Origin of the sequence: Desulfovibrio oxyclinae DSM 11498, assembly GCF_000375485.1 — a bacterium.
GTDB lineage: Bacteria > Desulfobacterota > Desulfovibrionia > Desulfovibrionales > Desulfovibrionaceae > Pseudodesulfovibrio > Pseudodesulfovibrio oxyclinae.
Genome location: NZ_AQXE01000018.1, coordinates 26,269 through 52,682, shown reverse-complemented (window position 1 = coordinate 52,682; position 26,414 = coordinate 26,269). Strand labels below are relative to the sequence as shown.

28 protein-coding genes and 1 riboswitch are annotated in these 26,414 nt (G+C 59.5%); of the genes, 12 read left to right on the top strand and 16 right to left on the bottom strand.

Annotation, left to right across the window (positions count from 1 at the left end; genetic code table 11):
* Window positions 1-222 (top strand): hypothetical protein (locus B149_RS18805; RefSeq protein ID WP_211208194.1); only part of this gene is annotated, 222 nt, incomplete at its 5' end.
* A 205-nt stretch (window positions 223-427) separates the two neighbouring features.
* On the opposite strand, the gene satP is transcribed toward B149_RS18805, so the two are convergent.
* Complete coding sequence (gene satP, locus B149_RS0115495) at window positions 428-985, bottom strand: acetate uptake transporter (protein ID WP_018126086.1); 558 nt, start codon at window positions 983-985, stop codon at window positions 428-430.
* Window positions 986-1,249: 264 nt separating this feature from the next.
* Between satP and B149_RS0115490 the strand changes: the two genes are divergently transcribed.
* Window positions 1,250-2,086 carry a mechanosensitive ion channel family protein gene (locus B149_RS0115490; RefSeq protein WP_018126085.1) on the top strand — a complete coding sequence of 279 codons (837 nt, stop codon included), beginning with the start codon at window positions 1,250-1,252 and terminating at the stop codon, window positions 2,084-2,086.
* A gap of 80 nt (window positions 2,087-2,166) precedes the next feature.
* On the opposite strand, the gene B149_RS0115485 is transcribed toward B149_RS0115490, so the two are convergent.
* Complete coding sequence (locus B149_RS0115485; protein WP_018126084.1) at window positions 2,167-3,312, bottom strand: PQQ-dependent sugar dehydrogenase; 1,146 nt, start codon at window positions 3,310-3,312, stop codon at window positions 2,167-2,169.
* A 211-nt stretch (window positions 3,313-3,523) separates the two neighbouring features.
* On the opposite strand from B149_RS0115485, the gene B149_RS0115480 reads away from it, so the two are divergent.
* Window positions 3,524-4,792 (top strand): MFS transporter, encoded by a 1,269-nt coding sequence (locus tag B149_RS0115480; RefSeq protein ID WP_018126083.1) that lies wholly within the window; start codon window positions 3,524-3,526, stop codon window positions 4,790-4,792.
* A gap of 106 nt (window positions 4,793-4,898) precedes the next feature.
* Here B149_RS0115480 and B149_RS0115475 read toward each other — a convergent pair whose 3' ends face one another.
* From B149_RS0115475 to B149_RS0115465, 3 genes are all read right to left on the bottom strand, one after another.
* Window positions 4,899-5,354: a superoxide dismutase [Ni] gene (locus tag B149_RS0115475; protein ID WP_018126082.1), complete on the bottom strand. Its 456-nt coding sequence runs from the start codon at window positions 5,352-5,354 to the stop codon at window positions 4,899-4,901.
* 336 nt (window positions 5,355-5,690) lie between these two features.
* A complete protein-coding gene (locus B149_RS0115470) occupies window positions 5,691-6,584 on the bottom strand; it encodes a mechanosensitive ion channel family protein (RefSeq protein WP_018126081.1) in 894 nt (297 codons plus the stop codon).
* Between the two features lie 125 nt (window positions 6,585-6,709).
* Window positions 6,710-7,246: a 3'-5' exonuclease gene (locus tag B149_RS0115465; RefSeq protein ID WP_018126080.1), complete on the bottom strand. Its 537-nt coding sequence runs from the start codon at window positions 7,244-7,246 to the stop codon at window positions 6,710-6,712.
* A 148-nt stretch (window positions 7,247-7,394) separates the two neighbouring features.
* Between B149_RS0115465 and B149_RS0115460 the strand changes: the two genes are divergently transcribed.
* Together B149_RS0115460 and B149_RS18930 are read left to right on the top strand one after the other, a co-directional pair.
* Complete coding sequence (locus B149_RS0115460; RefSeq protein ID WP_018126079.1) at window positions 7,395-8,045, top strand: DUF2959 domain-containing protein; 651 nt, start codon at window positions 7,395-7,397, stop codon at window positions 8,043-8,045.
* A gap of 183 nt (window positions 8,046-8,228) precedes the next feature.
* Window positions 8,229-9,836 (top strand): hypothetical protein, encoded by a 1,608-nt coding sequence (locus tag B149_RS18930; protein WP_026167665.1) that lies wholly within the window; start codon window positions 8,229-8,231, stop codon window positions 9,834-9,836.
* Between the two features lie 85 nt (window positions 9,837-9,921).
* Here the strand turns inward: B149_RS18930 and B149_RS0115450 are convergent, their stop codons facing one another.
* The 3 genes from B149_RS0115450 to B149_RS17535 form a co-directional block, all read right to left on the bottom strand.
* Window positions 9,922-10,959 (bottom strand): lipid A deacylase LpxR family protein, encoded by a 1,038-nt coding sequence (locus B149_RS0115450; protein ID WP_018126078.1) that lies wholly within the window; start codon window positions 10,957-10,959, stop codon window positions 9,922-9,924.
* The gene (locus tag B149_RS0115445; RefSeq protein ID WP_018126077.1) at window positions 10,959-11,528 is read right to left on the bottom strand and encodes a flavin reductase family protein; all 570 of its coding nucleotides are present in this window, start codon (window positions 11,526-11,528) and stop codon (window positions 10,959-10,961) included. Before B149_RS0115445 ends, B149_RS0115450 begins: the two co-directional genes overlap by 1 nt.
* A gap of 63 nt (window positions 11,529-11,591) precedes the next feature.
* A complete protein-coding gene (locus tag B149_RS17535; protein ID WP_018126076.1) occupies window positions 11,592-12,632 on the bottom strand; it encodes a hypothetical protein in 1,041 nt (346 codons plus the stop codon).
* A gap of 58 nt (window positions 12,633-12,690) precedes the next feature.
* Between B149_RS17535 and B149_RS0115435 the strand changes: the two genes are divergently transcribed.
* The gene (locus tag B149_RS0115435; protein WP_018126075.1) at window positions 12,691-13,578 is read left to right on the top strand and encodes an EamA family transporter; all 888 of its coding nucleotides are present in this window, start codon (window positions 12,691-12,693) and stop codon (window positions 13,576-13,578) included.
* 467 nt (window positions 13,579-14,045) lie between these two features.
* Here B149_RS0115435 and B149_RS0115430 read toward each other — a convergent pair whose 3' ends face one another.
* The 3 genes from B149_RS0115430 to B149_RS0115420 all read right to left on the bottom strand — a co-directional run bounded on the left by B149_RS0115430 (window position 14,046) and on the right by B149_RS0115420 (window position 16,306).
* Window positions 14,046-14,645, bottom strand: coding sequence for a DNA-3-methyladenine glycosylase I (locus B149_RS0115430; protein WP_018126074.1), 600 nt, complete (start codon window positions 14,643-14,645; stop codon window positions 14,046-14,048).
* A gap of 159 nt (window positions 14,646-14,804) precedes the next feature.
* Window positions 14,805-15,608, bottom strand: coding sequence for a helix-turn-helix domain-containing protein (locus B149_RS0115425; RefSeq protein ID WP_018126073.1), 804 nt, complete (start codon window positions 15,606-15,608; stop codon window positions 14,805-14,807).
* A gap of 86 nt (window positions 15,609-15,694) precedes the next feature.
* Window positions 15,695-16,306, bottom strand: a complete 612-nt coding sequence (locus tag B149_RS0115420) for a LysE/ArgO family amino acid transporter (RefSeq protein WP_018126072.1) — start codon at window positions 16,304-16,306, stop codon at window positions 15,695-15,697.
* A 92-nt stretch (window positions 16,307-16,398) separates the two neighbouring features.
* Between B149_RS0115420 and B149_RS0115415 the strand changes: the two genes are divergently transcribed.
* The 3 genes from B149_RS0115415 to B149_RS18430 all read left to right on the top strand — a co-directional run bounded on the left by B149_RS0115415 (window position 16,399) and on the right by B149_RS18430 (window position 18,618).
* Window positions 16,399-17,307: a LysR family transcriptional regulator ArgP gene (locus tag B149_RS0115415; protein WP_018126071.1), complete on the top strand. Its 909-nt coding sequence runs from the start codon at window positions 16,399-16,401 to the stop codon at window positions 17,305-17,307.
* Window positions 17,308-17,341: 34 nt separating this feature from the next.
* A riboswitch (FMN riboswitch) is annotated at window positions 17,342-17,492 on the top strand.
* A gap of 99 nt (window positions 17,493-17,591) precedes the next feature.
* Entirely contained in the window at window positions 17,592-18,254 is a 663-nt protein-coding gene (ribB, locus tag B149_RS0115410) for a 3,4-dihydroxy-2-butanone-4-phosphate synthase (protein WP_018126070.1), read from the top strand.
* 193 nt (window positions 18,255-18,447) lie between these two features.
* A complete protein-coding gene (locus tag B149_RS18430) occupies window positions 18,448-18,618 on the top strand; it encodes a YqaE/Pmp3 family membrane protein (RefSeq protein ID WP_018126069.1) in 171 nt (56 codons plus the stop codon).
* 457 nt (window positions 18,619-19,075) lie between these two features.
* Here B149_RS18430 and dapF read toward each other — a convergent pair whose 3' ends face one another.
* Both dapF and B149_RS0115395 read right to left on the bottom strand, forming a co-directional pair.
* A complete protein-coding gene (gene dapF, locus B149_RS0115400; RefSeq protein WP_018126068.1) occupies window positions 19,076-19,936 on the bottom strand; it encodes a diaminopimelate epimerase in 861 nt (286 codons plus the stop codon).
* Window positions 19,937-20,030: 94 nt separating this feature from the next.
* On the bottom strand, window positions 20,031-20,984 hold the full coding sequence (locus B149_RS0115395; RefSeq protein ID WP_018126067.1) for a DMT family transporter: 954 nt from the start codon (window positions 20,982-20,984) through the stop codon (window positions 20,031-20,033).
* Between the two features lie 169 nt (window positions 20,985-21,153).
* Here B149_RS0115395 and B149_RS0115390 point away from each other — a divergent pair, with 169 nt between their 5' ends.
* Window positions 21,154-21,543, top strand: coding sequence for a hypothetical protein (locus tag B149_RS0115390; protein WP_018126066.1), 390 nt, complete (start codon window positions 21,154-21,156; stop codon window positions 21,541-21,543).
* Here the strand turns inward: B149_RS0115390 and B149_RS0115385 are convergent.
* On the bottom strand, window positions 21,497-22,618 hold the full coding sequence (locus B149_RS0115385; RefSeq protein WP_018126065.1) for an MORN repeat-containing protein: 1,122 nt from the start codon (window positions 22,616-22,618) through the stop codon (window positions 21,497-21,499). The two genes, B149_RS0115390 and B149_RS0115385, sit on opposite strands and share 47 nt — an antisense overlap.
* Window positions 22,619-22,742: 124 nt before the next feature.
* On the opposite strand from B149_RS0115385, the gene B149_RS0115380 reads away from it, so the two are divergent.
* Together B149_RS0115380 and trxC are read left to right on the top strand one after the other, a co-directional pair.
* Window positions 22,743-23,531, top strand: coding sequence for a sugar phosphate isomerase/epimerase family protein (locus tag B149_RS0115380; protein ID WP_040373058.1), 789 nt, complete (start codon window positions 22,743-22,745; stop codon window positions 23,529-23,531).
* Between the two features lie 47 nt (window positions 23,532-23,578).
* Window positions 23,579-24,007, top strand: coding sequence for a thioredoxin TrxC (trxC, locus tag B149_RS0115375; protein ID WP_018126063.1), 429 nt, complete (start codon window positions 23,579-23,581; stop codon window positions 24,005-24,007).
* A gap of 42 nt (window positions 24,008-24,049) precedes the next feature.
* Here trxC and B149_RS0115370 read toward each other — a convergent pair whose 3' ends face one another.
* Window positions 24,050-25,264: an HDOD domain-containing protein gene (locus B149_RS0115370; protein ID WP_018126062.1), complete on the bottom strand. Its 1,215-nt coding sequence runs from the start codon at window positions 25,262-25,264 to the stop codon at window positions 24,050-24,052.
* A gap of 15 nt (window positions 25,265-25,279) precedes the next feature.
* A complete protein-coding gene (locus B149_RS0115365; RefSeq protein ID WP_018126061.1) occupies window positions 25,280-26,155 on the bottom strand; it encodes a CheR family methyltransferase in 876 nt (291 codons plus the stop codon).
* Window positions 26,156-26,414 lie beyond the last annotated feature (259 nt).

Below are 26,414 nucleotides of genomic sequence, written 5' to 3'. Positions count from 1 at the left end.
AAGATGCACCGATTGGCGATTATTGCATCCATGCTTGTCATACTTGCTTTCCCGGCAACATGCTTTGCTGTTGAATATCTGGGGACGTCCAGGAACGATTTGCCTGCTCAGGATTCCGTTATCAGTCCTGATGGTGAGGGGAATGAATATCAGCCCCCTAGCGCAAACACCCCCAATACCCGAGATAGCGGCAGGCACAGAGAAAACCGTATGCCCCAATAAACCGCGACACTCCATATGCCCCCTATGGGCAATAGATCCAGAGCATCGTTGTAAACAGGAAACTCTACAGGCCACCCACCTTCTCGGATTTTTCAAAATGTTTGGTTAAACGCATGGATTTTCGAAGAGCCACCTGACACGGGCGCAGAATAAAAGGCCGCACAGTATATACTGTGCGGCCTTTGGCGTTGTATGGCGCGGACGATTATGCGCCGATGGGCAGAACGGTGCGACCGAACTGCTCGTTGATGACTTCGGCCATGGCGAGGTAGATAGCGGACGCGCCGCAAACGATGCCCTCGAAGCCGGCGAGGGTTCCGATGAACACATTGTGTGTAAAGTCACGGATAGCCAGCAGGAAGAACAACACGGTCAGGGAAAGAAAAACGAACTTCAGGACCGCGTTGCCCTTGAGGGTGCCTATGAACATGAACAGGGTGAAGATGCCCCACATGGCGAGATAGCAGCCCATGAACGCCTCGGAGGGCGCTTCGGCCAGCCCCATCTTGGGCATGACGATCAGGCCCACGAGGGTCAGCCAGAACAGCCCGTAGGACGTAAAGGCCGTGGTGCCGAAGGTGTTACCCTTCTTGAACTCCATGATGCCCGCGATGACCTGCGCGATGCCCCCGTAGAAAATGCCCATGGCCAGAATCATGGAGCCGATGGGAAAAAATCCCGCGTTATGGATGTTCAGCAGCACGGTTGTCATGCCGAAGCCCATCAGGCCCAGCGGGGCCGGGTTGGCAAGCTTGGATTCCATCAATCCTCTCCTTCAAGTAAAATCGTTTCCACCACGCAACCCGTTGACGATCCGGAACCGCGTCCAGTCCGCGACAGCCCTCCCCGAGCTCCCCTGCGCGGAACGTGGTCTGTTAGTGTGAGAGCGGATAGCTGTCAATGTCAGGTTGATGATCGGTGGAATCATGACACCCTGTATAAAGAAAGCATTGATCTCCGTGCGCAAAAATGCTTCATTTTTATGGTTGCAATCCTTTTCAATCACGTAATGGCAGGAGGACCGAGGATGACGGACATGGTAATGGAATTCTGGAAGAATAATTCTGAGATGTTGCTGGACGTAGGGTACAGTGCGCTGCTTGCCCTGGTCATCCTTATCGCCGGGTCCATCGTTGCCAAGCTTGTGCGCAAGGGAATCCGGAACGCCAATGACCGACTGGAGAAGCTGGACGCCACCCTCGTACCGATCCTTTGCACGGCTGCCACGTATCTCGTGTACACCATCGCGGGCGTGTTCATTCTGGACATTTTCGGGGTCAACACCGCCAGCCTCATTGCACTGCTCGGTGCCGCCGGTCTTGCTGTCGGTCTGGCGCTCAAGGACACCCTGAGCAACATCGCCGCGGGAATCATGCTCCTTTTCCTGCGGCCCTTCCGCTCGGGAGACTATGTCTCCATCGGCTCCACCAGCGGCACCGTGCATGAAATCAACCTGTTCACCACCATTCTGGAGACCTTCGACGGCCTGTACGTCTGCGTTCCGAACAGCACGGCGTGGGGCAGCAGCATCACCAACTACACCCGCAACGGCAAGCGGCGCATGGACATCACCGTGGGCATCGCCTACTCGGACTCCATCGACACGGGACTGGATGTGCTGCAACGTATCGCCGCCGAAGAATCCCGTTTCCTCCAAGATCCCGGACCGCAGACCATGGTCGCATCCATGGGCGACAACTCGGTGAATCTCCAGCTTCGCGGCTGGGCCACCACTGCCGACTATTGGCAGACCCTCTGGGACCTGAACAAACGGGTCAAGGAAGACATCGAGGCCGCCGGCCTGACCATTCCTTTCCCCCAACGCACGGTACACATGCTCTCCGAAGGCGAAACAACGGACTAACCGGCCGCCACGATTTCATCAACTCACAAAGAACGGGCCCTGCAACTGCGCAGGGCCCGTTTGATTTGTCGTGGCAACTCCTACTTGCCGGGACTCAGCCGAATCAACTTTCCGTCATCCTCGTCCGTGAGCACATATATCAGGCCGTTGGGACCCTGCGAGATCTCCCGCACGCGCTCGTTCATCTCAATGCGCTTTTCGCCGGTAACGTTGCCGGCCCTATCCAACTCCACGAGCCGGATGGTTTTGCCGCGCAGGCCGCCTGCAAGCAGATCGCCCTTCCACTGCGGGAAAGCATCGCCGGTGTACAGGCACAGCCCGGACGGGGCGATGCCCTCCAGCCACACGAGAGAAGGATCGACCTTGCCCGGCAGGCTGGTGTGCTCCGAGATTTCCCGGGCGAAGAGGTATTCCTTGCTGAACGTCGCCAGCGGCCAGCCGTAGTTTCCGCCCGGCTCGATACGGTTGAGTTCGTCGCCGCCCAATGCACCGTGTTCACTTACCCATACTGTGCCGCGGATGGGATCATGGGCCAGCCCTTGAATATTGCGATGCCCTGCCGAGTACAGTTCCGGCAGCCCACCTTCCTCGGCAAAAGCGCCGGAGCCGACCGGCGAGCCGTCGTCGTTGAACCGCAGAATCTTCCCGAGATGGCTGCGCAGATCCTGCGCGTATTTACGCGACAGCTTGCCGTCCACCTTGACCGGCGGGTTGCCGCCGTCGCCGATGGTCATGAGCAGGGTACCGTCCGGCAGCCACACCAGACGCGAGCCGAAGTGCTGTGTATCGGGCTTGGTCTGGGTGACGCGGAAAAGCTCCTGCACGTCCGTAAAACGCTCTCCATCAAATCTGGCGCGTGACAAGGCGGTGCGGTTGGCCTTCTCCGTGCCTATGGACATGCTGAAATAGACAAGACGGTTCGAGGCGAAGTCCGGGTGCAGGGCGATGTCGAGCAGGCCGCCCTGTCCTTCCGCAAAGGTCTCGGGCGCTCCGGGGACGCTTTTCACCTCGCCGCCCTGATACAGCTGCACGCGTCCCGGACGCTCCGTTATGAGAATGCCGCCTTCGGGGAGCCGTGCCATGCCCCATGGATGGGAGAGCCCTTTGACCAGCACCGTTTTTTTCACGTTCGCTATTTCCGGCACCTCGTCCGGAGACATGAACGGCGCGGCCCCTGCCGGGACCGACAGGGACAGGATGAGCATAATGACGAAAAGATATCGCATGGTTGCCTCACTTCATCGGTTTGCGAACTCACCGGAACAGGGGCGAATTCTGGACACATGCTCCCAGCATACCAGCACCGGAAGAAAATGGACAGCCCGATGGAAGGTGACAGAGGCCATGGAAATCACCCGGACGTGTTGAGCCAGCCTTTCGCAAGTGCTATGACCCGTGCCGATAGAGAAATGACTTGCGACAAGAGAGTACGCAGCAATGAGCATAAGCAAACGCCATACGGCCCTTCTGGCCGGATTCATCGGCAACGTCGTGGAATGGTACGACTTCGCCTTGTACGGTTACATGGCAGGCATTATTTCCACCCTCTTCTTTCCGCAACAGAGCGACACGGCAGGGCTGATCGCCACCTACGGTATCTTTGCGGCGGGTTTCTTCATGAGACCACTCGGATCCGGTATTCTCGGCTGGATGGGGGACACCCTTGGCCGCAGTCGGACCATGATGATCTCCGTCATCATGATGGTGCTGCCGACAGTGCTGCTGGGCTGCCTGCCTACCTACGACACCATCGGACTCTGGGCTCCGGTGCTGCTGGTGATCATCCGCATGGTGCAGGGACTGTCCGTGGGCGGTGAATTCAGCAGCTCCGTGACCTATCTGGTGGAGACCGCATCCGATGACGGGCGCGGGCTGGCCGGAAGCTGGGCCAACACGGGCAGCATGGCCGGGATGCTTCTCGGATCCGGGGCCGCCGCCGCGCTGACGAACCTATTCCCTTCCGATTTCGTGCACAGCTGGGGCTGGCGCATCCCGTTTCTGCTCGGCGGCATCATCGGCGGTCTCGCAATTCTTCTGCGACGCAGACTGCCCCAGTCAGACCACTTCCAGAACCATCATGAAGAACGCGACGAAACCTCGCCGCTACTGGAAGCGTTCACAACCAACCGCAAACAGATGATTCAGGCCATCCTCTTTGCTTCGGCCTACGGCATCCTGTTCTACATTCCGCTGGTCTATTTCCCGGAATGGCTGCATCGGGAAACGGGCATGGAACGTGAGCTGGCCCTGCAGATCAATACTGCCGGAACCGCTCTTCTGCTTGCCCTCATTCCGGTTTCAGGCTGGCTCGGAGACAGGCTGATCCGGCGCACACGGCTTATCAGCATGACCATGTTCCTGCTGATGCTCTGCGCCGTCCCCCTGTACGTCTGGCTTGCCAACGACGGACTCTACGGAGCCATCGCCGTACAGTTTCTGCTGGCGATGCTCGTGGCCGTGCCGCTGGGGTCGGCTCCCGCCATGTTCGTGGAGTTGTTCCCGGCCTGCGACAGGCTTTCCGGGTACTCCGTTGCCTACAACATAGGGCTGGGAGTGGTGGGCGGCGCCACCCCCATGCTGGCCACCTCGCTCATCGAAATGACCGGCAGCTCCGTGGCTCCGGCTGCCCTGCTCGCCACAGCAGGACTCATGGCCTTTGCCGTGACGTTATGGATGAAGGACGGCAGCCGTGAGGCCCTGAAATAAGCGCTACAGGGCTGCGCCATCATCGCATATTAACGCATCCTCTCAGGATCAATACAAAAGGACCCCGCTCAGGCAGGGTCCTTTTGTATTCCCTCTCCGCGAGAGGCTATTCGGCAAAGTAGAGGGTCTCGAATTCCTTCAGGGTCTTGCGCATCTGCTGCACGTACTTCAGGTCCACGTTCTGCTTGCACTTCATGGCACCGGTGATGAGGCCGTGAAGCAGCTCCAGCCGCTTGCCGTACTCCGGCTGGTCCGCCTTGATCCGCTGGGCCAGGAAGTAGGTGCTCACACGGTCCTGAATCCTCTGGGCGTGATGTTCCTTGTTGTTGATCCAGCGTACGAGCTGGTTGTAGTTGACCGGGGATTCCTTGCGCAGCTCCATGATGCTGTTCATGGATTTTTCGATGGTGGTCAGGTCCTCCTCGATCATGTGGATGCGCATGTGGTCATCATAGATGCCGCAAGGCACCTCGCAGTGCGCCCGTACCGTGGATGCCATGGCAAGGACCATGACAAAGCATACCGCCATTGCCGCAGAAAGCATGTTCTTACTGTAACGCATAGATTTTCCTCGCTTTGGTTTGAGTTCACATTGAACAGCATTGTGACGGTAACGCATTTTTTCGACCGCGCGCAACACGACACCGTTATAATGCCCAACATGAAGCGCTATTCGGGCCCACGCCAACCTTCAAGCTATTGTCATATTAATTCAACATGTTACCTACATAACGAACAGAGCTTCACGGCCTGTTCGTTATGTTCATAGAAATCTTTATCACCTGAAATAACTGAAAATAGATTGTTCAAAAGCTCCTTGCCTCTGAACCTTCGCAACAAAAAAGGCGGCCCGCCCCTCTTGGGACGAGCCGCCTTGATGATCATGTATCGGTTGGGCCTAGCTTCGGAACCCTTCCGGCATGGAAAGGTTGCTGACGTTGGTCCTGATGCCTTCCTGACGGAAAGCACGGACCAGCATGATGCCGATTTCGCTCCGCCGGGTCCATGCGGTGGAGGGGGTATCCGCCCAGACCGTGAGGGCGCAGAGGTAACAGTCGCGCTCCATGTTGCGAATCCAGAAGAAGGGCTTCTCGGGCGCGTCTTCCGGCGAAAGCTCGGCCCCGATGGCTTCGGCGATCTCGGTGACCCTGTCGATATCCGCCTCGTAGGACACCCGGAACTCCATGGTGGCCCAGATGCTCATCTCGTTGATGGTCAGGTTGATGAATTCCTTGGTCAGCATCCTGCTGTTGGGGATGATGTACCGTTTGGATTCCCACGTCTTAACCTTGGTGTGGGTGATGGAGATGTCTTCCACCGAACCGTACTGGTCGTCGATGACCAGCGTATCACCGACGCGCAATTGGTTGGAGAACGAAATGACGATGCCGGAAAAGAGGTTTTCCACAAATGGTCTGGCCGCGATACCGACCACCACCGTTACCGCGGTGATGACGATGGAAACGTATGTGCCGGAGAGTCCGTTCATGAAGGGGAACGTCATGGCGAACAGCCAGATGATTCCCAAGGTGAGGTAGATGGTGCGGCTGATGATGGTGAACCGCTGGGCCACGCCCTCGGTCAGAGCTTTCTGCTGCTTGCGGATCTCCTTGCGGGAAAGATCCTCCACCGGAAAGGCGCCCACCTGCTCGATGTCCAGATTCCTGGCGCGCTTGATGCGAAGCGACTTGAACCGGGTGATGCGAAGGTGCAGCCAGAAGAGAAAGAGTATCCCGAACACGCTGACGAGCAGAAGGTACAGCATGTTTGGATTGTCGGTAAAAAAGTTCATTGCGGTCTCGGTTTTCGGTTGTTGAAGGCGCGGCTCTCGGCCACCTTGGTGTGGAAACGTAGTGCAGCAAAAACGGGCCCGAGGCAATGCCCCGGACCCGCTTTTTCCTGAGAAAGTCGTTTGCGTCAGATGATCCGTTTCAGGAAATCCGGATTCTCGGTCAAACCGATGGCGGCAATCCGGGCGCAGGCCTCTGCGTCCGAGAGCGCGTTGTGGTGGTCGAGCTGGATGCCCAGATGCTCGCAGACCTTGGGCAGCTTGTTTTTCGGCAGCTCCCACGTGCGGCGCGCAAGCTGCACGGTGCACATGAAGGGCTGTAGCGGCATATCCAGCTCGAACAGGCGGCAGCAGGCTTCCAGCACCGACCGGTCGAACGGCGCGTTGTGGGCGCAGATGAAGTCCGCGCCCTCCAGCATCGGGGTCAACTCGGGCCATGCCTGACCGAAATCGGCCTCATCGCGCACGTCCTCCCAACTCAGTCCGTGAATGGCCTGGCAGTAGGGATTGAACTTGCGCCGGGGCGGCCGGATCAGCCGGTACGATTTGTCCACTATTTCTCCGCCCTCGACGGCCACGAGTCCCACGGAACAGGCGCTGTCGCGCTTGGCGTCCGCGGTTTCGAAGTCGATGGCCACGTAGCGGAGTGATTCTATGGTGCGCATGATGATTGGGTGGTTCGGGTTGTTCGTTCCGGGCGGACTATACACATCGGCCCTGCCGTGGGCAAATCTTGCTCCGAGGTCGCGGTTGCGCTATGAAGACGACACGAACCGGACCATTATCCCACATGACTCATCCCGAGGAGAACCCATGAGATACGCCGTACGCATACTACTCGCCCTGACCGCCGTGGCCGTGCTGGCCGGGTGCCAGAAGACCTACTATTCGGCAATGGAACAGGTCGGCTACCACAAGCGCGAGATCCTCGTGGACCGCGTGGGAGAGGCTCGCGAAGCCAACACCGAAGCCAAGGAACAGTTCGCCACCGCGCTGGACCGCTTCAAATCCGTGGTCGCCGTGGACGGCGGCGAGCTGGAACAGAAATACGAAGTGCTAAACGCCGAATACGAAGCGTCCGAAGAAGCGGCCGAGGAAGTACGCGACCGCATCGAATCCGTCGAGAACGTCGCGGAAGCCCTGTTCGAGGAGTGGCGTGCGGAACTCAAGCAGTACACCAGCGCCAAGCTGCGCAGGCAGAGCCGCAGCCAGTACGACGCCACCCAGTCCCGCTACCGCGAACTGCTGGCCGCCATGAAGCGGGCATCCTCCCGCATGGATCCGGTGCTGGCCGCGTTCAAGGATCAGGTGCTCTACCTCAAGCACAACCTCAATGCCAAGGCCATCGCCTCCCTCGAAGGGGAACTCGCTTCCATCCGTGCCGACGTGGACAGGCTCATTAAGGACATGGAAAAATCCATCGCCGAAGCCGACGCATTCATCGCTTCCATGGAAACGAAGTAAGCCGCCGTAAACGAGAACGATTCCCGAACCACAACGCCCCGCACCACCCCGGTATGGGGCGTTATTCTTTCAAAAGCGTTGCAAACCGGGCCTTGACGGTATGGAAAAGCCCGGTGTAACGTTGGCTCCTAGACCTGTCATCGCGCCTTGCGGCGGGGTGTCGGGAAAGGGGGAGAAAAGACCATGTCCATGCAGGGCGTTACCGATTTCATCGTCGCCGGACCTCCAGGTCAGGTGCAGGCAGGACCGGCCGGGAGCTTTCAGGCCGGACCGGCTGGTCGCGTCATCACCGGCGAGCCGGGTTACGTCCCCATTGACACGCGTGCGGCCATGGTCCCCATCGACACGTCTCAGGCCCGCATCCCCTACGCGCCTGTCACTGCGGGCGACTCCACCGCCATTGCCGGCGGCACGGGCGGCGGGTCGGCATCCGGCGGTTCAGGCGGCACCGCACAGGTCGGCGGCGCTGGTAGCACGGGCGTTTCCGTAACCGGCGGCGCCGGTGGAGGTGGCGGCTCATCCACAGGAGGCGGCACCTCGGCATCCGCTCAGATGACCGGCAGCGTCAACCCTTCTCCGTCCACTGGCGGCGGCAAGATGGAATCTTTCAGCGCTGGCCCCGGACAGCCCATCATGACCACTGAGGGCGGCAGAACCACACTGGCCACACCCGGTGTTCCCGCTCCGCCCATGGGCTCCGGTCCCGGCAGAGTCGTTATGGATCAGGGGGCGGGATCGTCCCAGTCGGTCACCTTCCCGCCTGTGGGCATATCCCCCGTAATCGCCGCCGGACATGTCATCACCGCGCCTCCCATGGGCATCGGCGCCGCGCCCACGCCCTCCGGCTTCACCCCGGTCTCTCCCAGTGGATATGTCATGCCCCACAACCAGACCAACTGGCACGGGCCGGGCATTGGTCACTCCATGAACTGGCCTGCCAAGAACACTCTTCGCCTGTTCGAGGAAAAGGGCTGGGAGCCCGTGGACTTCGACCCCATGTGGATTCCCACGGGCGACGGCTACGAAGCGTCGCTCATGATCGACCCCAACAAGGGCGAGGCCGCCATGTCCAAGGACGAGGCCAAGAAGGGCGCCTATTACGACTTCAGCACGTCCAACAATTTCGAGCAGGACAGAAGCTCCACCGTCACCATCGACAACTCACGGGATGTGCGGCAGGTGCGGGAGTTCAATCCCGACTTCAGCACGGAGCGCACCCTGCAGACGGAGAATGTCCGCAACTCCCAGCAGGACGTGGACCGCTCCACCGAAGTCAACATGGACCTCTCACAGGAGAACGTCGAAAACAACCGGACGGAAGTGAAGCAGGTCACGGAGAACGAGAACACGTCCACCATCAGCTACGAAACCTCCGCTGAATACAATAACGAAAAGAATTTCGTGAACGACGTGGACAACCACCGCACCAGCAAGGTCGAGAACAACGAAGAGAAGAACATCGACGCCTCGAACACCAAGTACGTCGAGACCCGAAACGTCCAGAACAGCCCGGACAATTCGGTGACCTACAACGTGGAACAGAACGACCGCACTTACAACGAGGACAACTCCAGAAGCGTCGTCAACAACGTCGAGAACACCGACAACTACAACACCGAATACACTTTCGAGACCAAGGACCTTTCCACCGACAAGACGGTCAAGGAGTCGGAAGTCAACTACGTCACCAACCTGAGCCCCGAGTTCGACTTCAGCCGCTCCCTTGACGTCACCTACGTCAACCCGCAGGCCCCTGAACTCGGCAACGCCGTAATGGCCGCTTCCGCCTGATTATCTCAAGCGTTATGCCGATGGGCACGTTCCAGTAATGGTTTTTTGCCTTCGGTGAGCCACTCAGGTGCAGTCCCAATACATCCTAGAAATTAAAGCTCAGGGAAAGGGATCCGAACACGTGGGGGTGTGTCTGGCCGTAGAATTCCTTGCTGCGCACCACTTGCGTGTAGGTGACGGCGAAGTGGCTTGAGGGGCGGACGGACAGGCCGAAATAGGCGTCTCCGACGAAGGGTCGTTTTGCCACGCTCGGACTGTCTCGCCATGTGTTGCCGTCAAGGAAGATATCGCGTGCCACGGCTTTGCCTTCGAGACCTCCGAAGACGTGAAAGCCGGGGCGGCTGTCTTCGAGTCCGTCTATGGGAGCGTTGACGCCGTCGGCGGGGCCGATGAAGGATGTGCCGAAGTCGGCTGGCAGGTTGTAGCCGAAGCGGACTTCCCCGCCTGCATTGACGTAGGTTTTCACATTGCCGACGGTTGCGCCGAAGTGCGGTGTGGCGTCGAAGCCCCAACCGCCGGTCCGGGCGGGATCCTTGTCCGGAAACAGCCGCCAGTTGCGTTCCCAGGTGAGCATCAGGCCGGGTTCGTCGTGTAGTTGGTGTTCCCAGCCGTTTGCTTCGTCCACTCCGATGAGCCTGTGATAGTCGTTTTGCACCTGCTCGCCGAGAGCGGACGGGCCGACTATGCCGAGTGTCAGCTCGAAGACATCCAGGCGCTTGCTGTTTTTTGCGTGCAGGCCGAGCGTGCCATAGAGCCAGCCCGCGTATGGGCGGTCATCAGGCTGCGGCTCTGTGGTCTGGGTGTCCACGGGCGTAAAGATGGTATGCCCGATGCCGAAGGAAATGGAGTGTTTCCGCTCGTCATTGATCAGGGGCAGGCTGCCTGCGAGCATCTCGATGCTGGCGTGAACATCGGCGTCTTCCCAGCTTTCCAGCACCGGGGAGACCCACGTGGCCTGAACGCCGTTGGTGTAAAACTCGTCGGTTCCGCCGCCGAATTTGTCATTTTCGGTGTGCAGCACGAAGGTGCCGGCGCGCAGCTTTTCAGCAAAGCCGTCGGCAAGGACCGCGTTCGGCAACGAGAGAAGGAAAAACGCCATGAAGGCGGTCATGACCCTGCGCATTACTTGTACTTCAGGCCGCACTCGAAGGCTTTGCCCGCAAGTTCGCCAACGCCGTGATAGGTGCGTGCGCCCGGGGTGAACACGAGCGGACGGATTTTTTCGATATCCGGGAATTTGCCGTCCAGCAGTTTGTCGTCATCCACTTTGACGTCGCGGATTTTGCCCACCAGCAGCATATGCATGCCGAGGTTGACCTTCTCGGTAAGCTCGCACTCGATGACGGCCGGGAACTCCTGAACATACGGGGCATCGACGAATTCACCGCGAACCGGGGTCAGGCCGGTCTTGGCAAACTTGTCCACATCCTTGCCGGAGGCGATGCCGAGGTAGTCGGCCTGTTCGGCCTGATCCTGACTGCAAACGCTCACGGTGAACGCGCCACGCTCGATGATGCCGGGATAGGTGTGACGGCTTTCGCGAATGGCCACGCAGACGCTTGCCGGGTCGGAACAGCAGATGCCGCCCCATGCCGCGATCATGGCGTTGGGTTTCCCGTCGAGGTCGTATGCGCCCACGGTCCAGACCGGAGCGGGCAGTGCAAAGGGTTTGGCTCCCAGAGATTTTTTCATGACTTGCTCCTTGTTTGACGGCGGAGTGTACCCCAGCTTGCCGCGCAAGGGAACCGCTGAAAATTACAGTCTGACCGGCAGACGCCGGAAAGCGCGCTCCAGAAACGGGGTGCAGGCTCCGCAACGGTCGCAGTCCTGATCGCAACCATTCATTTTATTGAGAAAATCACTTGGAAGAGATTTATTCTCCACGTGTAGCAGGTGCGATGCGTCACCAACGGCATCAAGCATCTCCAGCAGATTGCCGTCCCACTGTTCGTCCACGTATCCACGAACCACTCGACGCAGGAACTCAGGACCGCGAGTGCGGCCGCATACCTTCAGCACATCAGCCACCCCTTCGTAATGAGCGGCGTCCTCCGGCCTGATGTATGGCGATGCCAGCAGCATGGCGGGATTGTTCACAAAGGCTTTCAGACAGGCAAATTCCCGGTTGGCCTCATGGGTCCGCTCCTCGCAAAGCCCCAGATTCACCATGGCCACATGCGCGTTGTGCGCGCCCTTGTAGGGACACTGCGGCAGGCAGCCTTCATTTGCCAGAAGCACAATTTCCGCGCCGGGCAGACGCTTTCTGGCCGCTTTCGAGGTGCGTTCCAGCATCGTGAAATCGCGGTTGAGCGAACGGTCCAGTATCACGCGCGACGGCATGGCGAAACCGCTGCCCTTCACCGCGTTCAGAACGGCGTTCAGGCGGGCCGGAGAATCTATCATGGCATTGACGCTGGGCACCGCCTCCAGTTTGGAGCAGATTCCGGGCGCGGCCGCGCCAAGTGCCCGCAGGAGATGAAAATCTGCAACCACGATTCCAACAAGGCCCGCTTCGGTCCGAAGGGTGTCCAGCTCCTGCGCCAGCTCGCGCATGGCATGACGGTCAAGGTAACGCTCCGGCGGCAGCATTCTACCGTTCAGCAACAGGTATCGGGGCACTCCCGGCAGGTCTTGCAGAGCGTCCAGAATATCTTTTCGGTCACCTTTTGCGTGTTGGCGGGCATCAAAAGCGCCCAGTCCGGGCAGCGCGAAATGAACGCTGTCCAGCATGTCACCGAGAGCTCGCAACTCGGAAACATAGGTCGCATCCGGAACCAGCGGTGCTTCAATCTTCATACACAAACCCCTGCAATACCTTGTTGCCAGCGCCAGCAAAGAGGCGTATTTGCCGGCGATGGACTGGTTTACCTCATATGGCGCGCTGCCTGTTCTGGCCCTCGCTGCACGCATCATCCTGCTCGGATTCGAACGAATCGTGGTCAAACGGCTCGGCACGAACGTGGACCCGTTCGCGCCCACGTTCCTCTTTTTTGCCCTGGGGGCCGTCCTGCTGCTGCCCTTCGTGCCATGGAACCTGCCCCCCGAGCAATGGAAGGCCATGACCGTCAGCTTCGGCGCAGGTATTTTCTACGCTGCGGCCTTCACCTGCTATGTCCATTCACTCTCCATGGGCGAAGCCTCGCTCGTGAGCCCGCTCTATAATTCCAACGTGCTTTTTTTGGCGTTGCTCGCCTTCCTCTTTCTCGGCGAGCCGCTCACGATCACCAAGCTAGGCGGTCTGTCACTGCTTGTCTACGGTGCCTCGCACCTCAATCCCCAAGGCAGCTTTCTGAAATCCGTCAAGGCCATTCTGACCGATCCGGCCTGTCGGTTCATGGTCCTTGCATCGCTGCTCATCGCCTGCGGCCGGGTCGTGGATGCCCATGTCGTTTCCGCCGCCAGGCTCAACATTGATCCCATCGCCTACTGTTTCGTCCTGTATTCCGTCATCGCGATGTATGTCCTCATCGCTCTGCTTGTTCGCAGACGCACGGGCGACATAGTCACGCTTATGAAAAAACGTCCGGTAGCCGCCACGATAGCTGGCGGCATCAACGGCTACTCCTACCTCTTCCTGCTCGTGGCCATGACCCGAATCGACGTCAGCATAGCCGAACCGGCCTCCATGCTCAGCGTTCTCGTCACTCTGGTGCTCGCCAGAAAAGCTTTCGGCGAACAGATAAGCAAACGGCTCGTGGCCGCCGCCATCATGCTCGTCGGCGCATGGCTGCTCATGGTGTAGGCAGAAGAAGACGGGGCGAATTCTTTACCTGAAGCAGGAGATTAGAGATGGTGCCTCCGGCGGCTTAAGAACCCTTTTGCAAAAGGGTTCTTAAGAATCTCCCAAAAACCTTTGTGTTGCCAAGCCGCACCCGGCTTTCCGAAAGCGACAATTCTTAGGCGGCTTGGCAGGCGGCTGATGGCGGTTGTTGAGTTGACAGGAAAGCAAGAATAGTGGGGAGTTCTGGTGAGAAACCTAAGAGTTGAGGAAGCTCTCCTTGACATACTCCTGCTACAGAAGCTCGTCAGCCAAGACGCACAGAATCCAACTCCCCGTCAGCGGGGTAGCAGTTGGGACGGGGGTTGTGCGGCCGCATGGACCCAACAACTGCAACCCCGCTGACAACCTAGGGATTCCAAAGGGGGCCCGCCCCTTTGGTCCCCCTGAAAGGGTCCGCCTGAAGGGCCCGCCGGAGGCATCATTCCCCATCAGGGCAGATTAAGCGTATATCCGGCCACTTCTGCGTAGCGTTGGCAGTGCACGAGGTGGTCGTTGACGATGCCTGTTGCTTGCATGTGGGCGTAGACGGTGACCGGGCCGAGGAATTTGAAGCCTCTTTTTTTGAGATCTTTGGCGATAGTCCTTGAGAGTTCGGTTTCTGCGGGCACGTCTTCCATTTTCTTGAAATTGTTCTGGATTGGGTTTCCGTCAACGAATCCCCAGATGTAGTTGCAGAAGGTTCCGAATTCCTTTTGGATTTCAAGAAAGGCTTTTGCATTGTTGATGGCGGCTTCGATTTTCTGGCGGTTTCTGACGATGCCGGGATCCTGCATCAGGCGTTCGACGTCGCTTTCATTGAATCGGGATACGGTTTTGGGGTCAAATCCGGCAAAGGCTCTCCGGTAGGCTTCGCGTTTTTTGAGAATTGTCAGCCATGAGAGTCCTGCCTGTGCGGATTCCAGCACGAGGAACTCGAACTGGTGCGCATCGTCGAAGACTGGCATACCCCATTCCTTGTCGTGATAGATTCGTTCCTCTTCGGACTGAAGCGCCCAGTCGCAGCGGCGGGGTTGGTCGTTTCGGGCCATGGCGGTTCCTTTGTGGTCTGTGGGTGTTCCTAACGTGTTCGTAAAAATGTTCCTATCTACATTAATTGCTTGATTTGAAAGAAAAAGTAAATGCGAAAGGCTCTGCACGCAAAAGTCACCGCTTTTCAGGCAGATGAGAAAGGGGCGGATGTGGTGGGGCTAGCCGCGGGCGTATTGGCGCGGGGTGGCGCCGGTGTATCGGCGGAATGTGTTGGCGAAATGGCTTTGGTCGGAAAAGCCGCTTTGCAGGGCGGCTTCGGCGATGGGATGACCGCGACGCAGGAGGAACTTGGCTTGCTCCAGACGAATCTGGGTGTGGTAGCGGTGCGGGGGGATACCGACGCACTGGCGGAAGGTTCTCAGCAGATGATAGCGGGACAGTCCGGTGACGCGCGAGAGGTCTTCCAGTGAGACTTTTTCCGAGAGATGATCGTTCAGGTAGTCTCGGGCGCGGCGCACGGCCAGAGGCTCCTGTGTGTCCGGCACTCTTGGCCGCAGTTCGCAGTGTCGCGCAAGCAGGGCAGCGCAGGCGCGAGAAAGAGCGGTGTCGAGGGTGAGCCTGTCCGCCCCGGCTGCCACCGTGTTGCCGAGAACGTTCAGTTCGCGGTGGGCAAGACCGTCGCAAGCCACCACTGACCGAAATTCGGGCAGCGCGTCGCGTTTGGCCAGTTGCCGTGCGGCATCGGTAAGCAGATCATTATCGAAATAGAGAACGCGGTAGGTTAGCCGGGTGTCGGACCGCTGAATAATGCCGGAATGCACGAAGCCGGGGTTGAACATGGCAAGTTCGCCCTTTCGGACATACGAACCTGAGGAGCAGTAACAACCGCCTGCCTCCATGACGGCCACGGAGTGAACGTCGTGCGTATGATTGGGAAAGGAGTGCCCCGATTCCACCACGGAACGAATCTCGAACCCGTCCAGACTCTCGGGGCGTATGTATTTGACGGAACTCTTGCTCATGGTCTTCTCCGGATCGGGAAACTACCTATTGGCACAGAGCATAGAACGACACGCTACGGGCTGTCTTGCAAAAAATTGCGGTACGGCTAAAGCGCGGATCGGATCAGTCCGGCGGCGATGCCCCACATGGTCAGGCAGATGATGCCGTCCAGAATCCGCCAGGTGATGGAACGAGCAAATATCGGGGCCAGCATGCGCCCGCCGACGGTCAGGATCAGGAACCACGCCACCGAGGCGGTTATCGCCCCTGCTCCGAAGACGTACCGCGCCGGAGTCTGGTACTGACCGCTCACGCCCCCAAGGAGTACGACCGTATCGAGGTACAGGTGCGGATTGAGCAGGCTGACCGCCAGTGTCATGCCGATGGTGCGGCGAAGCGTATCGGCCGTCTCGGCATCCGCCTGAAGGCGGTCTTGTGAAAGCATGGAGCGAAGCGATCCCCAGCCGTACCAGAGCAAAAACGCGGCACCGCCCCACGCTGCAATATCCCCTAGCTTCGGATTGGCAGCCACTGCGGTTCCCACTCCCGAAACACCGAGCGAAATGCATGCTGCATCGATGAGAATGCAAAGCGCGGCCACGATCAACGGACGGTTGTTGCGCACCCCTTGTGTGAGCACGAAAGCGTTCTGCGCCCCGATGGCCACGATCAGCCCGCCACCCATGGCGAATCCTTCAGCATACGGCGTCAACAGCATGTGTGTTTCTCCTTTGGTGTGATGGACTACCGTTGCCGCACTCAAAAGTGAAACTGATTGTTTTAATGAATCATTAGTTATACTGATGAGCCATGCTTGATTATCGACAAGTTGAAGCGTTCGCTGCGGTTGTGGAGGAAGGTGGCTTCGAGAAAGCTGCGAAGCGGTTGCATCTGACCCAGTCTGCAGTTTCGCAGCGGGTGAAATTGCTGGAGGAGAACACGGGCCGCATTCTGCTGGTGCGCACGAGCCCGCCTCGGCCCACGGATTCGGGACAGGCGGTGTTGCGGCATTATCGACAGGTACTGCGGCTTGAGGATGACCTTTCGTGCGGCATCGGCGAACGGCGCGGCCCATTCACCTCGTTGCCCGTGGCGGTGAACGCGGACAGCATCGCCACGTGGTTTCATCCGGCAGTTCGCACCTTCATGCAGACCCGCCCGGTGCTGCTCGACCTCCGCGTGGAAGATCAGGACAAGACGCACACCCTGCTTCGCGATGGCGACGTCCTCGGATGCGTTTCGTCCCGGGCCAAGCCGTTTCAGGGTTGCCGCGTGAGCTACCTCGGGACCATGCGCTACCGGCTCGTGGGAGCGCCCGAATACCGTGATCGGTGGTTCCCGGATGGCCCATCCTTCGAATCGGCAAACATGGCTCCGTTGCTGATTTTCAACCGGCACGACACGCTCCACGAACAACTCTTTGCCAGAGCGTTCAAGACCCAGCCGACTCCACCGGCAGCCTACGCTCCGTCCGCATCCAAGTTTCCGGAATTCATCGCCGCCGGGACCGTAAGCGGCATGATCCCCGATGAACAAAGCCGCCCGCTGCTGGCATCCGGCGTGCTTGTGGACCTTTTCCCCACTGTGACCGTGGATGTGGCGCTGCACTGGCATTGCTGGAATATCGACTCCCCACTGCTGGAGGATTTCGGCAGGGAGTTGCTTGCGGGAGCACGACGGGAAATGGAAGGGATTCCCGAACCGCAGATGGGAAGTTGACATTTGTCCCGGCTTTTTGCACAGTTCGGCCCGTTCTTATTCTCAGGGCGGGGTGCAATTCCCCACCGGCGGTATCCCGGCGCGACCGGGGAGCCCGCGAGCGCTTCTCCCATCGGGGGAGAGGGTCAGCAGACCCGGTGAGATGCCGGGGCCGACGGTGACAGTCCGGATGGAAGAGGATAAGCGCCGAACGATGCCGCCTTGTGCGGCGCCGCGCCCTCTGGCGTGCGTTCCGGCATTTCCTGCGCCCTGATTCTGGTACCCAAACGCCAAGGAGCGTTACCATGAATCAGTCTCTTCTCTCACGTTACGGAGATCCCGAACAGCGGGTCCGCAAAGCCCTCGAATCACTCAGGGCCGGATCGGGCGTGCTCGTGGTGGACGACGAAGACCGGGAAAACGAGGGTGACCTCATTTTCTCTGCCGAACATCTCACCGACCAGCAGATGGCCATGCTCATCCGCGACTGCAGCGGCATCGTCTGCCTGTGTCTCACGGACGAACGGGTCAAACAGCTCGGCCTGCCCATGATGGTCGAAACCAACAACAGCCAGTACGGCACGGCTTTTACCGTGACCATCGAAGCTGCCGAAGGCGTCACCACAGGCGTCTCGGCCGCCGATCGCGTGCGCACGGTCAAGGCGGCCTCGGCCTGCAACGCCGGCCCGGACTGTCTGCACAGCCCCGGCCATGTCTTCCCCCTGCGCGCCCGCCCCGGCGGAGTGCTGGAACGCGAAGGCCACACCGAAGCCACCGTGGACCTCATGCGCCTTGCCGGACTCGGCGATTGCGGCGTCCTGTGCGAGCTCACCAATCCTGACGGCACAATGGCCCGGCTCCCCGAAGTCGTGGAGTATGCCGAGCAACACAATATGCCGGTCATCACCATCGAAGACCTTCAGGCATATCGCCGTAAGCTGGAAAAAGCAGAACAAGAAGCAGCCTAGATAAATATCAAAGCAAGCGTCCGATCGCTTACCGACATCCTCGAAGGGCCTTTCCGCATTGATGCCGCGGAAAGGCCCTTTTTCGTTTCGCGCGTTGCCTCTTTGCAATGAAAGAAAGGCAGCCCTTGTTATAATCCTCTCAAAAGGGTTATGGGATGGAAAACCCTAAGACAAAACAGCAAAGGAAAAGACCATGGAACTTCTCAGAATCATCATTTCCGTCCTGCTGCCACCGCTTGGCGCATTCCTCAAAGTGGGACTCGGCCTCCAGTTCTGGATCAACCTCATCCTCACCCTCTGCGGCTACTTCCCCGGCCTCGTCCACGTCATCTGGCTGCTCGTGAGAAAACCGACGCGCATTTAAGGCCTCCAGCGGCTTAAGAACCCTTTTGCAAAAGGGTTCTTAAGAATCTCCCAAAAACCTTTGTATTGCCAAGCCGCACCCGGCTTTCCGAAAGCTGAAATTCTTAGGCGGCTTGGCGGGGTGGCTGATGGCGGTTGTTGAGTTGGCGGGGATTGGGAATGTTGGTGGGAGTTATTATGGTGAGCATGTGAGCTGAGAAAGCTCTTCTTGACTCACTCCTGCTACAGGAATTCGTCAGCCAAGACGCACAGAATTCAAATCCCCGTCAGCGGGGTTGCAGCTGGGACGCGGGCTGTGCGGTCGCATGGCCCCGACAGCTGCAACCCCGCTGACAACCCAGGGATTCCAAAGGGGGCCCGCCCTTTGGCGGGGTGCAGGGGCAGCGCCCCTGCCCGCCGGAGGCACAAAAAAAAAGGCCGCCTCGCGAGGCGGCCCTTTTTTATCTTTCAATAATGTCCTAGGGCAGTTTGAGGCCCATGGATTCGGGGTAGAGTTCGCCTTTGAAGACGAGTGTGGCTGCGCCTTGCAGGAAGGCGTTGCCGTTTTCGAGTGCGATGGTGAGCACTTCGCCGCCGGAGGTGGTGAGGGCGGCTTCGGCATTGGTCAGGCCGAGTTCGTGTGCCACGATCTGGGTGGCGGCGGCACCGGTTCCGCAGGCGTAGGTTTCGTCTTCGACGCCTCGTTCGTAGGTTCGCAGGAGCATTGTGTCTTTGTCGAGCACCTGCGCAAAGTTGGCATTGCAGCCAGCGGGTGCGAAATGGTCGTGATAGCGGATGGCGGCGCCGAGGCGTTTGATGTCGATGGCGTTCACGTCGTCGAGGAAGACGACGGCGTGTGGGACGCCGGTGTCCACGTGGTGGACTGTAAGAGTTTGGCCGTCCACTTCGAGTTCGGTATTCAGGGTCATGCCTTGTGCCGGGGTGAGCTGGATTTTGACTTCACCGGCTTTTTCGCCTTCGAGGATGACTTCGGCCTTGATGGGGCCTGCGTCGGTGCCGAAGGTATGCTCGCGGGGTGCTGCGCCGAGTTCATAGGCAAGGCGGCCCATGCAGCGGGAGGCGTTGCCGCACATTTCGGCTCGGCTGCCGTCGCTGTTGAAGAAATGCCAGCGATAGTCGAGTCCCGAGCCTTTCGGTGCGTTGTCGATGAAGAAGAGTCCGTCCGCGTAAACGCCGAAGGCGCGCGCACAGATTTTGGTGACCCAGTCCTTCATTTCGGCTTCCGGCAGGCCGAGTTCGCGGTTATCGATGACCACAAAGTCGTTGCCGCAGCCCTGCATCTTGAAAAAGGGCACGCTCTGCCCGAAAAAGTCGCTCATAGCTCAGATCTCCGAATGTATCTTGGAATTGTTCGGTTTCAGCCTTGTTCCCCAAGGGTTGCCCGTTGCGGGGCGAATGTCAAGCCGCAGGGGCTCAGGGGCGGAGCTGGGAGATTATCATGCCCACAAGCATCAGGCCGCAGCCGATCATAGCGCGTATGCTCAGGAGCTCGCCGAGCATCAGGAATCCGCCGATGGCGGCGAACACGGATTCCAGGCTGAGGATGATGGCGGCGTGTGCGGAGTTGGCGTCGCGTTGGGCGACCACCTGCAGCGTGTAGGCAACGCCCACGGACATGAGGCCGCCGTAGAGGATCGGCAAGGCGGCGCCGGAAAGGCCGACCATGGTGATCTCTTCGGTGAGCAGTGCGCCCACGAGGCTCAGGATGGCACAGACCGCGAACTGGACGCTGGAGAGCTTGACCGCATCCACGCCGTCCATGCCGGGGCACATCTTGCCGATGATGAGCACGTGGATGGCCCAGAAGACCGCGCTGACGAGCACGAGGGCGTCACCGAAATCAATGGAGAAGCTGCCGGAAAAGGAGAGCAGGTACATGCCGATTACGGCCAGCACGCAGCCTATCCATGAACCGAGCCCGGCGCGCTGGCCCATGGCAAGCCCCATGAGCGGCACGAAGACCACGTAGAGCCCGGTGATGAATCCGGCCTTGCCTGCCGTCGAGGGTGCGAAGCCGAAGCTTTCCAGAAGCGGAGCGGCGAGGCCGAGCTGCTGGAAGGTGGAGCCGAGGAACAGCGCGGCGCCGAGAATCAGCCCGCCTTTGATAAGAAAGGAAGTACTGGCTGGAGATATTGCCGGGGCTTCTTCAGGAACGGCCACCGGCGTGGCCACCTTGGCGGCGTCGCGCTGGCGCTCCATCACCCGAATGAGCGGGATAAGCGCGGCCGCGCCGAGGGCGAAGCGCACGGCGTTGAAGGTGAGCGGTCCTACATGATCCATGCCCACGCGCTGGGCGACGAAGGCGAACCCCCAGATGGCGGCGGTGACAAACAGCAGCAGATCGGCCCTGAGCGCGCGTGAATTCATGAACGGTTCTCCTTCAAATGTCCTGTGAACTGCGGGTAAATATCCCGAAAGTGGTCTGATTTCAAGTAGCTGCGCCGACCGGGGGTCACGAATCGGGATTTCCCCCTATTGCTGTGCCGCAAGTGGCCGATCAGATGTACGGCATCATAATTCAGCACAAGGAGCGTGCATGGGAACCGTAGTTGCTCTAGACAGGTTCCGCGAGGCGGCCCGCCAGGGGGAAACGGCGCGTCCGCCCAAGCCTGACATCCGCGGCAGCGAGATATGGGGACGGAACTATTCGAATATCGAGGACGTGGTCTTCGGGCTGCTCAAGGCCCGGGATATCGTCGGCTATCACATGGGGCACCACGACGAGGACGTGGCCATGATGATGCTCGATACGCTGGAGAAGGCCTACAGACTGGACGAGTGCGGCCACGAAGCGCTGGTCGTCGCCATGAGACCGCTCAAGCAGTATCTGGTGGAGTGCATGACCGAAGGCAACCGCCGGGACATCTCCATGGCCATCGTCATTCTGGACCTGATCGAGAAGTCGCCCCTGCATCAGAAGAAGTAGCGTTGGCCTGCGCCGGGGCAACGGCTCCGGCCGTGGCGTTGCCCGACGGCTCGGCAAGCGTCGCGTTGCTCTCGGAGAGCGGTTGGTCCGGCTGCTCGCTCAGGGCGGTCTTTTTGCGTTCGCGAATCTGCTTTTCCTTCAATTCACGGAACTCGTCTTCGTCGAGATAGCGCACGAAAGCGCCGTTTTCCCAGAGGGCATGGCGCACCGTGCCGTCAGGATAATGCACCGTACCGGGACCGTGCCGCTGTCCGTTCCTGTAAGCGACCACGAACAGAAACCCTTCCGCCTGCCGGAAAGCGCCGGGACCCTCGCGCCGGTCATCCTTGAAACGCCCCATGAACACATCACCGTCCGCAAAGTGGTAGATGCCCTCACCGTGCCGCGTGCCGTTGACTTCCTCACCTTCGTAAACGTCACCGTTGGGAAAATAGCGTGTCCCCTGCCCGAAGCTGCGGCCCTCGCGAAATTCGCCCTCGTAGCGTTGCCCCGTATCGAACACGTAGACACCGGTGCCGTCAGTGCAGTCTCCGGAAAGGCACCCTGTGGGATATTTCGGATCCCATGGGACCTTGGGCGGCGCGGGCAACGAACCGTTCCACTCCAACTCGCTGGGCTGCTCGCCGTGCTGCAGGCGACGCACGAAGCGACCGTTGATCCACAGCTCGCGGACCACCGTGCCGTCCGGCTCCACACGCAACGCCGGGCCATGGCGGTATCCGCCCGCAAAGGTGCCGTGAAAGCGCGCGCCGTCACGGTCGGTGAAGATCCCGTCACCATGCTCCCAGCCGTGATGAAAGCTTCCTTTGTGCTTCCAGCCGCGCCAGCCGTGCAGCGTGCCGTCGCCGTGCGGCCTGCCGTCGTACACCTCGCCTTCGTACCACGCTCCCGCAGGGTAATGGATGGTGCCGGAACCGTCGGCCGTGGCGTTGTGGAACTCGCCTTCGTACCGCTTGAGGTCGTCGTAAAGATATATCCCCTCGCCTTCCGTGCAGTTGCCCGACACGCAGCGGCCCGCCAGCGCAGGCATTGCGTTCACGGCAATCAGGCCGATAAGCAGAAGCAGCATTCGCATGGTCATCCTCCGCCCAGAGTTGTAAAACATAGCGTACCTGAAATCCACCACCGTTCACCGCCGCATCACGTCCCTTCCCCGAATATCCACTTGCTTTTGCCGCAAGCCGGGGCATGATGCTTTCATGGAAGCTCCCTCGCGCCCAACGGTATTGCTGTCCACGGGCAGCCTTTTCCACCTGCCGACCGCACACGTGGCAGGACTTGCCGCTCGCGCCGGCTTTGAGGGACTGGAGCTTATCGTCAATTCCCCCGGCATGGCACCGGGCGAAGGCATGACCGCCGTGCACGACGCCTGTCCCGTGCGCAGCCTGCACGCCCCTTTCCGCAACTGGAGCCGCTGGGGCGGCCATCTCAACTCGTGGCGCGCAACCACCGCGCTGGCCAACCATCTGCCGCAGGCCAACCACATCACCCTGCACCCGCCGCAGCCCGGCCTCGGCGGCCTGATCTCCTCCCGCTGGTTCCAGCGCGCCTATGATCTGCCCGACCTGCTAGACGCCAAGGGACGCGTGGAATATTCGCTTGAAAACATGCCGTGGGTCGAAAGCCCCTTCGGCAAGGACCCGCTGGACAAGCTCATGGACCAGTGCCGCGACAAGAATGTCGGCCTGACCCTCGACGTCTGCCATCTCGGGGTTTCCGGCCGCGACATCCTCGACGCTCTCGACCGTGTTCCCGGTGATCTGCTTCGCCACGTCCATTTTTCCGATGCGCGCGGCTACCGCGAACACATGGCTCCCGGAACCGGGCCCCTCCCGCTGACGGAATTTCTGCACAGGCTCGCCGCCCGCCAATACACCGGCCTGATTACCCTCGAACTCGAACCCGCCGCCTTTCCGGACGACGACGAAGGCATCCTCGCCGAACTGAAATCGCATTTGCATTTCATGCTGGAAAATCTCGGCCTGTGATCTTGCCGTAATCAGCAGGATTGCTATCATGGCTCAAAAAAGGACTTATGAACATGATGCACGCAGTCTGTCCCCAATGTTCCGCCACCAATCGGATCGACGTCAGCCGGGCCGCGCAGGCCGCCTGCGGCAAATGCAAGGCGCCGCTCCTGCCGAAGCATCCCGTCGAGCTGACCAGCGCCAACTTTGAAAAGATCATCGCCAAATCGGGCGTACCCGTTCTGGTGGATTTCTGGGCACCATGGTGCGGCCCCTGCAAGATGATGGCGCCCCAGTTCGAAAAAGCAGCTTCGGAACTCGCGCCCGAAATGCTGCTTGCGAAGGTGAACACCGAAACCGAGCAGCAGATCGGAGCCCGCTTCGGCATTCAGTCCATTCCCACACTGGTGCTGTTCGAAAAAGGACGGGAAAAAGCCAGACAGCCCGGAGCGCTCAACAGCGCGGACATCGTCCGCTGGGCCTGGTCCAAGGCATGAGAAGACCGCCTGAGGCGATCTTCTCAATAATTCCCGGCAGATTTAGAAAAAGGCGTCCATGATCTGATCGACCTGGTCTTCGTACTGCTCCACGGCTTCCCGCAGGTACTCGGGGGGCAGTCCGAGCAGTTCCCATGCTCCATCCTTGAAACCGGGCACGACGTACATGCCGCCCTCAGCCACTTCCACGGCGTTTGCCATGTTGTCGGCAACGTGCAGGACGGCGGGTTCAAGGGCGTTGGGGCGTGTCATGGGATCATGGTGGTGGTTGATCATTTCGGAGAGCGATTCGGGGAACTGCCACTGCTTGAGCAGCAACTCGCTCACGTCGGTGTGGCAGAAGCCTATGACGGTCTTTTCGGCTTCCACGAGGGGGATGCTGTTTTCGCGGGCGAACAGCATGGCTTCGGTACAGGCATAGGGAAGCATCTTGAACATGATGAGGCGTCCCACGTCATGCAGCAGACCGCCGATGAAGAACCGCTCGGGCTGCAAGCCATGCTGTTTGGCGGCCAGGACTCGGGCAAATATGCCGCAACTGATGGAGTGTCTCCAGAAGCTGCGCATGTCCACGAGTTCCTTGGGGATGTTCTTGAAGTAATTGATGGTGGAAATGCCGAGGGCGAGGGTGGAAAGTTCGTTCCCGCCCACAAGCGCCACGGCGCGGCTGATGGAGTCGATGCGTGACGGGAATCCGTAGAACGGGCTGTTGACCAGCTTGAGCAGCTTGGCGGACAGCCCTACGTCTGTGCTGACGACCTGCGCGACGCGATCGGCGTTACCGGATTCCGATTCGAGCACTTCGCGGATGCGGAAATAGATGTCGGGGAAACTTTCGAGCTCGCTTTCGCGATTCACGCAGTCTTCCGGGCCGCCCATGCCTTTGAGGAAGAGGTCATCGAGGTGCTCGACGTTGGTGGCTCTTCTTTCACTGGTATCCGGCAGTTCCCAGCCACCACAGACCGCGGCTGCGGTGCGGTCGAGGGCTATGCGAAACAGCTCAAGCACCACGGGACGATCCGGGTTGCAGTAGAGGAAGAAGTCGCGCACGTAGTCGGCGATGGCTTCGGCTTCCTCGGCTTCGGGTTCGCAGACGGTGCGGGCGCTGGCCTCCTTGACACCGAGGCGTTTCAGCAGCTCGATATGCCGCTGCTCCAGCGTGAGTCCTCTGGGCAGGAGCAGGCGCCCGTCGGCGGCTTTGAGGTCGTCGGCGAGGACCATGCCCGGCTGTAGTTCATCAATGGTGTGTATCGGCAAACAGACCCCCCAGGCCTACTCTTTCTTGTAGGCGATGGCGCCGGGATGGAATATCGGTTTGAAGGTCTTGGAGACCTTGTGCAGCGACTCCGAGTGTCCCAGCATGAGATACCCGCCCGGTACGAGGTTGTCGTAAAACGAGTTCACGACCCTCTTCTTCATGCTTTCGTCAAAATAGATTATGACATTGCGGCAGAACACGATGTGCGACCGCGGTATCCGCTTCAGGGTGGCGCTCTCATTCAGGTTCATGAGCTTGAAATCCACCATTCGCGTCACGTCCCGGTTGATGCGCCAAAGATCGCCGTCCTGCTTGAAATACTTCTTGCGCATGGCGTCCGGGGTGGTCTTGAAGGCATACTCCGGATAGAGTCCTTCGCGCGCCTTGTCGATCATGGCCTTGGAAAGGTCGTTGGCGGAGATGCGGATGCGCCAGCGGGAGATCTCAAGGCCGAGCATTTCGTGCAGGATGATGGAGAGGGTGTACGGTTCCTCGCCTGAAGAGCACCCTGCGGACCAGATGTTGAGCTCCATCTTCTTGGCGGCGCGCTGCTGGTCGATTACATCCTTGAGCACATGGTCGCGAAAGGCGTCGAGCTGTTTCTGGTCGCGAAAGAAGCTGGTCTCGTTGGTGGTGACCATTTCAAAAAGACGCACCATCTCCTCGCGCCGCGCGGAGTCGAACTTGAGAAACTTGATGTAGTCCGAAAAGCTGGAAAGCCCGAGCTCCCCGAGCCGTTTGCGGAAACGGCTCTCAAAGAGATACTTCCGCTTCTCGTCCACGAAGATACCGCTTTTTTCGTATATGAAGTCGCGCAGTTCCACGAACTCGGCATCCGTGATGCGGATCGAGTCCTTGCGAAGACCTATGCTACTCGAAAACAATGACATGGAACCGGTTTACCTCGCGACCAATGCGTGTGTAAAAAAGTGGTAGTATTTACCGGAGAGTACCCGTGTCGCACACGAGCTGTCAATTATTGCCGCCCGCATCCTTGGTAGACCGGATGGCTGCGGTTGACAAGTCGCTTATATACAGCATGATTATAGACCGTGCCACAGGGCCGGGTCCGCTAGCGCTGATCCACTCCGCCCGGGTGCCGCATTGTTCCGGAAGCACTTTCGTCGGGCCGCTGTAACTGGTATCAAC

Excerpts from the sequence above, each read along its gene's own strand:
- satP (WP_018126086.1), bottom strand. The coding sequence starts at position 985 with ATGGAATCCAAGCTTGCCAACCCGGCCCCGCTGGGCCTGATGGGCTTC.
- B149_RS0115490 (WP_018126085.1), top strand. The coding sequence starts at position 1,250 with ATGACGGACATGGTAATGGAATTCTGGAAGAATAATTCTGAGATGTTG.
- B149_RS0115485 (WP_018126084.1), bottom strand. The coding sequence starts at position 3,312 with ATGCGATATCTTTTCGTCATTATGCTCATCCTGTCCCTGTCGGTCCCG.
- B149_RS0115480 (WP_018126083.1), top strand. The coding sequence starts at position 3,524 with ATGAGCATAAGCAAACGCCATACGGCCCTTCTGGCCGGATTCATCGGC.
- B149_RS0115475 (WP_018126082.1), bottom strand. The coding sequence starts at position 5,354 with ATGCGTTACAGTAAGAACATGCTTTCTGCGGCAATGGCGGTATGCTTT.
- B149_RS0115470 (WP_018126081.1), bottom strand. The coding sequence starts at position 6,584 with ATGAACTTTTTTACCGACAATCCAAACATGCTGTACCTTCTGCTCGTC.
- B149_RS0115465 (WP_018126080.1), bottom strand. The coding sequence starts at position 7,246 with ATGCGCACCATAGAATCACTCCGCTACGTGGCCATCGACTTCGAAACC.
- B149_RS0115460 (WP_018126079.1), top strand. The coding sequence starts at position 7,395 with ATGAGATACGCCGTACGCATACTACTCGCCCTGACCGCCGTGGCCGTG.
- B149_RS18930 (WP_026167665.1), top strand. The coding sequence starts at position 8,229 with ATGTCCATGCAGGGCGTTACCGATTTCATCGTCGCCGGACCTCCAGGT.
- B149_RS0115450 (WP_018126078.1), bottom strand. The coding sequence starts at position 10,959 with ATGCGCAGGGTCATGACCGCCTTCATGGCGTTTTTCCTTCTCTCGTTG.
- B149_RS0115445 (WP_018126077.1), bottom strand. The coding sequence starts at position 11,528 with ATGAAAAAATCTCTGGGAGCCAAACCCTTTGCACTGCCCGCTCCGGTC.
- B149_RS17535 (WP_018126076.1), bottom strand. The coding sequence starts at position 12,632 with ATGAAGATTGAAGCACCGCTGGTTCCGGATGCGACCTATGTTTCCGAG.
- B149_RS0115435 (WP_018126075.1), top strand. The coding sequence starts at position 12,691 with ATGGACTGGTTTACCTCATATGGCGCGCTGCCTGTTCTGGCCCTCGCT.
- B149_RS0115430 (WP_018126074.1), bottom strand. The coding sequence starts at position 14,645 with ATGGCCCGAAACGACCAACCCCGCCGCTGCGACTGGGCGCTTCAGTCC.
- B149_RS0115425 (WP_018126073.1), bottom strand. The coding sequence starts at position 15,608 with ATGAGCAAGAGTTCCGTCAAATACATACGCCCCGAGAGTCTGGACGGG.
- B149_RS0115420 (WP_018126072.1), bottom strand. The coding sequence starts at position 16,306 with ATGCTGTTGACGCCGTATGCTGAAGGATTCGCCATGGGTGGCGGGCTG.
- B149_RS0115415 (WP_018126071.1), top strand. The coding sequence starts at position 16,399 with ATGCTTGATTATCGACAAGTTGAAGCGTTCGCTGCGGTTGTGGAGGAA.
- ribB (WP_018126070.1), top strand. The coding sequence starts at position 17,592 with ATGAATCAGTCTCTTCTCTCACGTTACGGAGATCCCGAACAGCGGGTC.
- B149_RS18430 (WP_018126069.1), top strand. The coding sequence starts at position 18,448 with ATGGAACTTCTCAGAATCATCATTTCCGTCCTGCTGCCACCGCTTGGC.
- dapF (WP_018126068.1), bottom strand. The coding sequence starts at position 19,936 with ATGAGCGACTTTTTCGGGCAGAGCGTGCCCTTTTTCAAGATGCAGGGC.
- B149_RS0115395 (WP_018126067.1), bottom strand. The coding sequence starts at position 20,984 with ATGAATTCACGCGCGCTCAGGGCCGATCTGCTGCTGTTTGTCACCGCC.
- B149_RS0115390 (WP_018126066.1), top strand. The coding sequence starts at position 21,154 with ATGGGAACCGTAGTTGCTCTAGACAGGTTCCGCGAGGCGGCCCGCCAG.
- B149_RS0115385 (WP_018126065.1), bottom strand. The coding sequence starts at position 22,618 with ATGCGAATGCTGCTTCTGCTTATCGGCCTGATTGCCGTGAACGCAATG.
- B149_RS0115380 (WP_040373058.1), top strand. The coding sequence starts at position 22,743 with ATGGAAGCTCCCTCGCGCCCAACGGTATTGCTGTCCACGGGCAGCCTT.
- trxC (WP_018126063.1), top strand. The coding sequence starts at position 23,579 with ATGAACATGATGCACGCAGTCTGTCCCCAATGTTCCGCCACCAATCGG.
- B149_RS0115365 (WP_018126061.1), bottom strand. The coding sequence starts at position 26,155 with ATGTCATTGTTTTCGAGTAGCATAGGTCTTCGCAAGGACTCGATCCGC.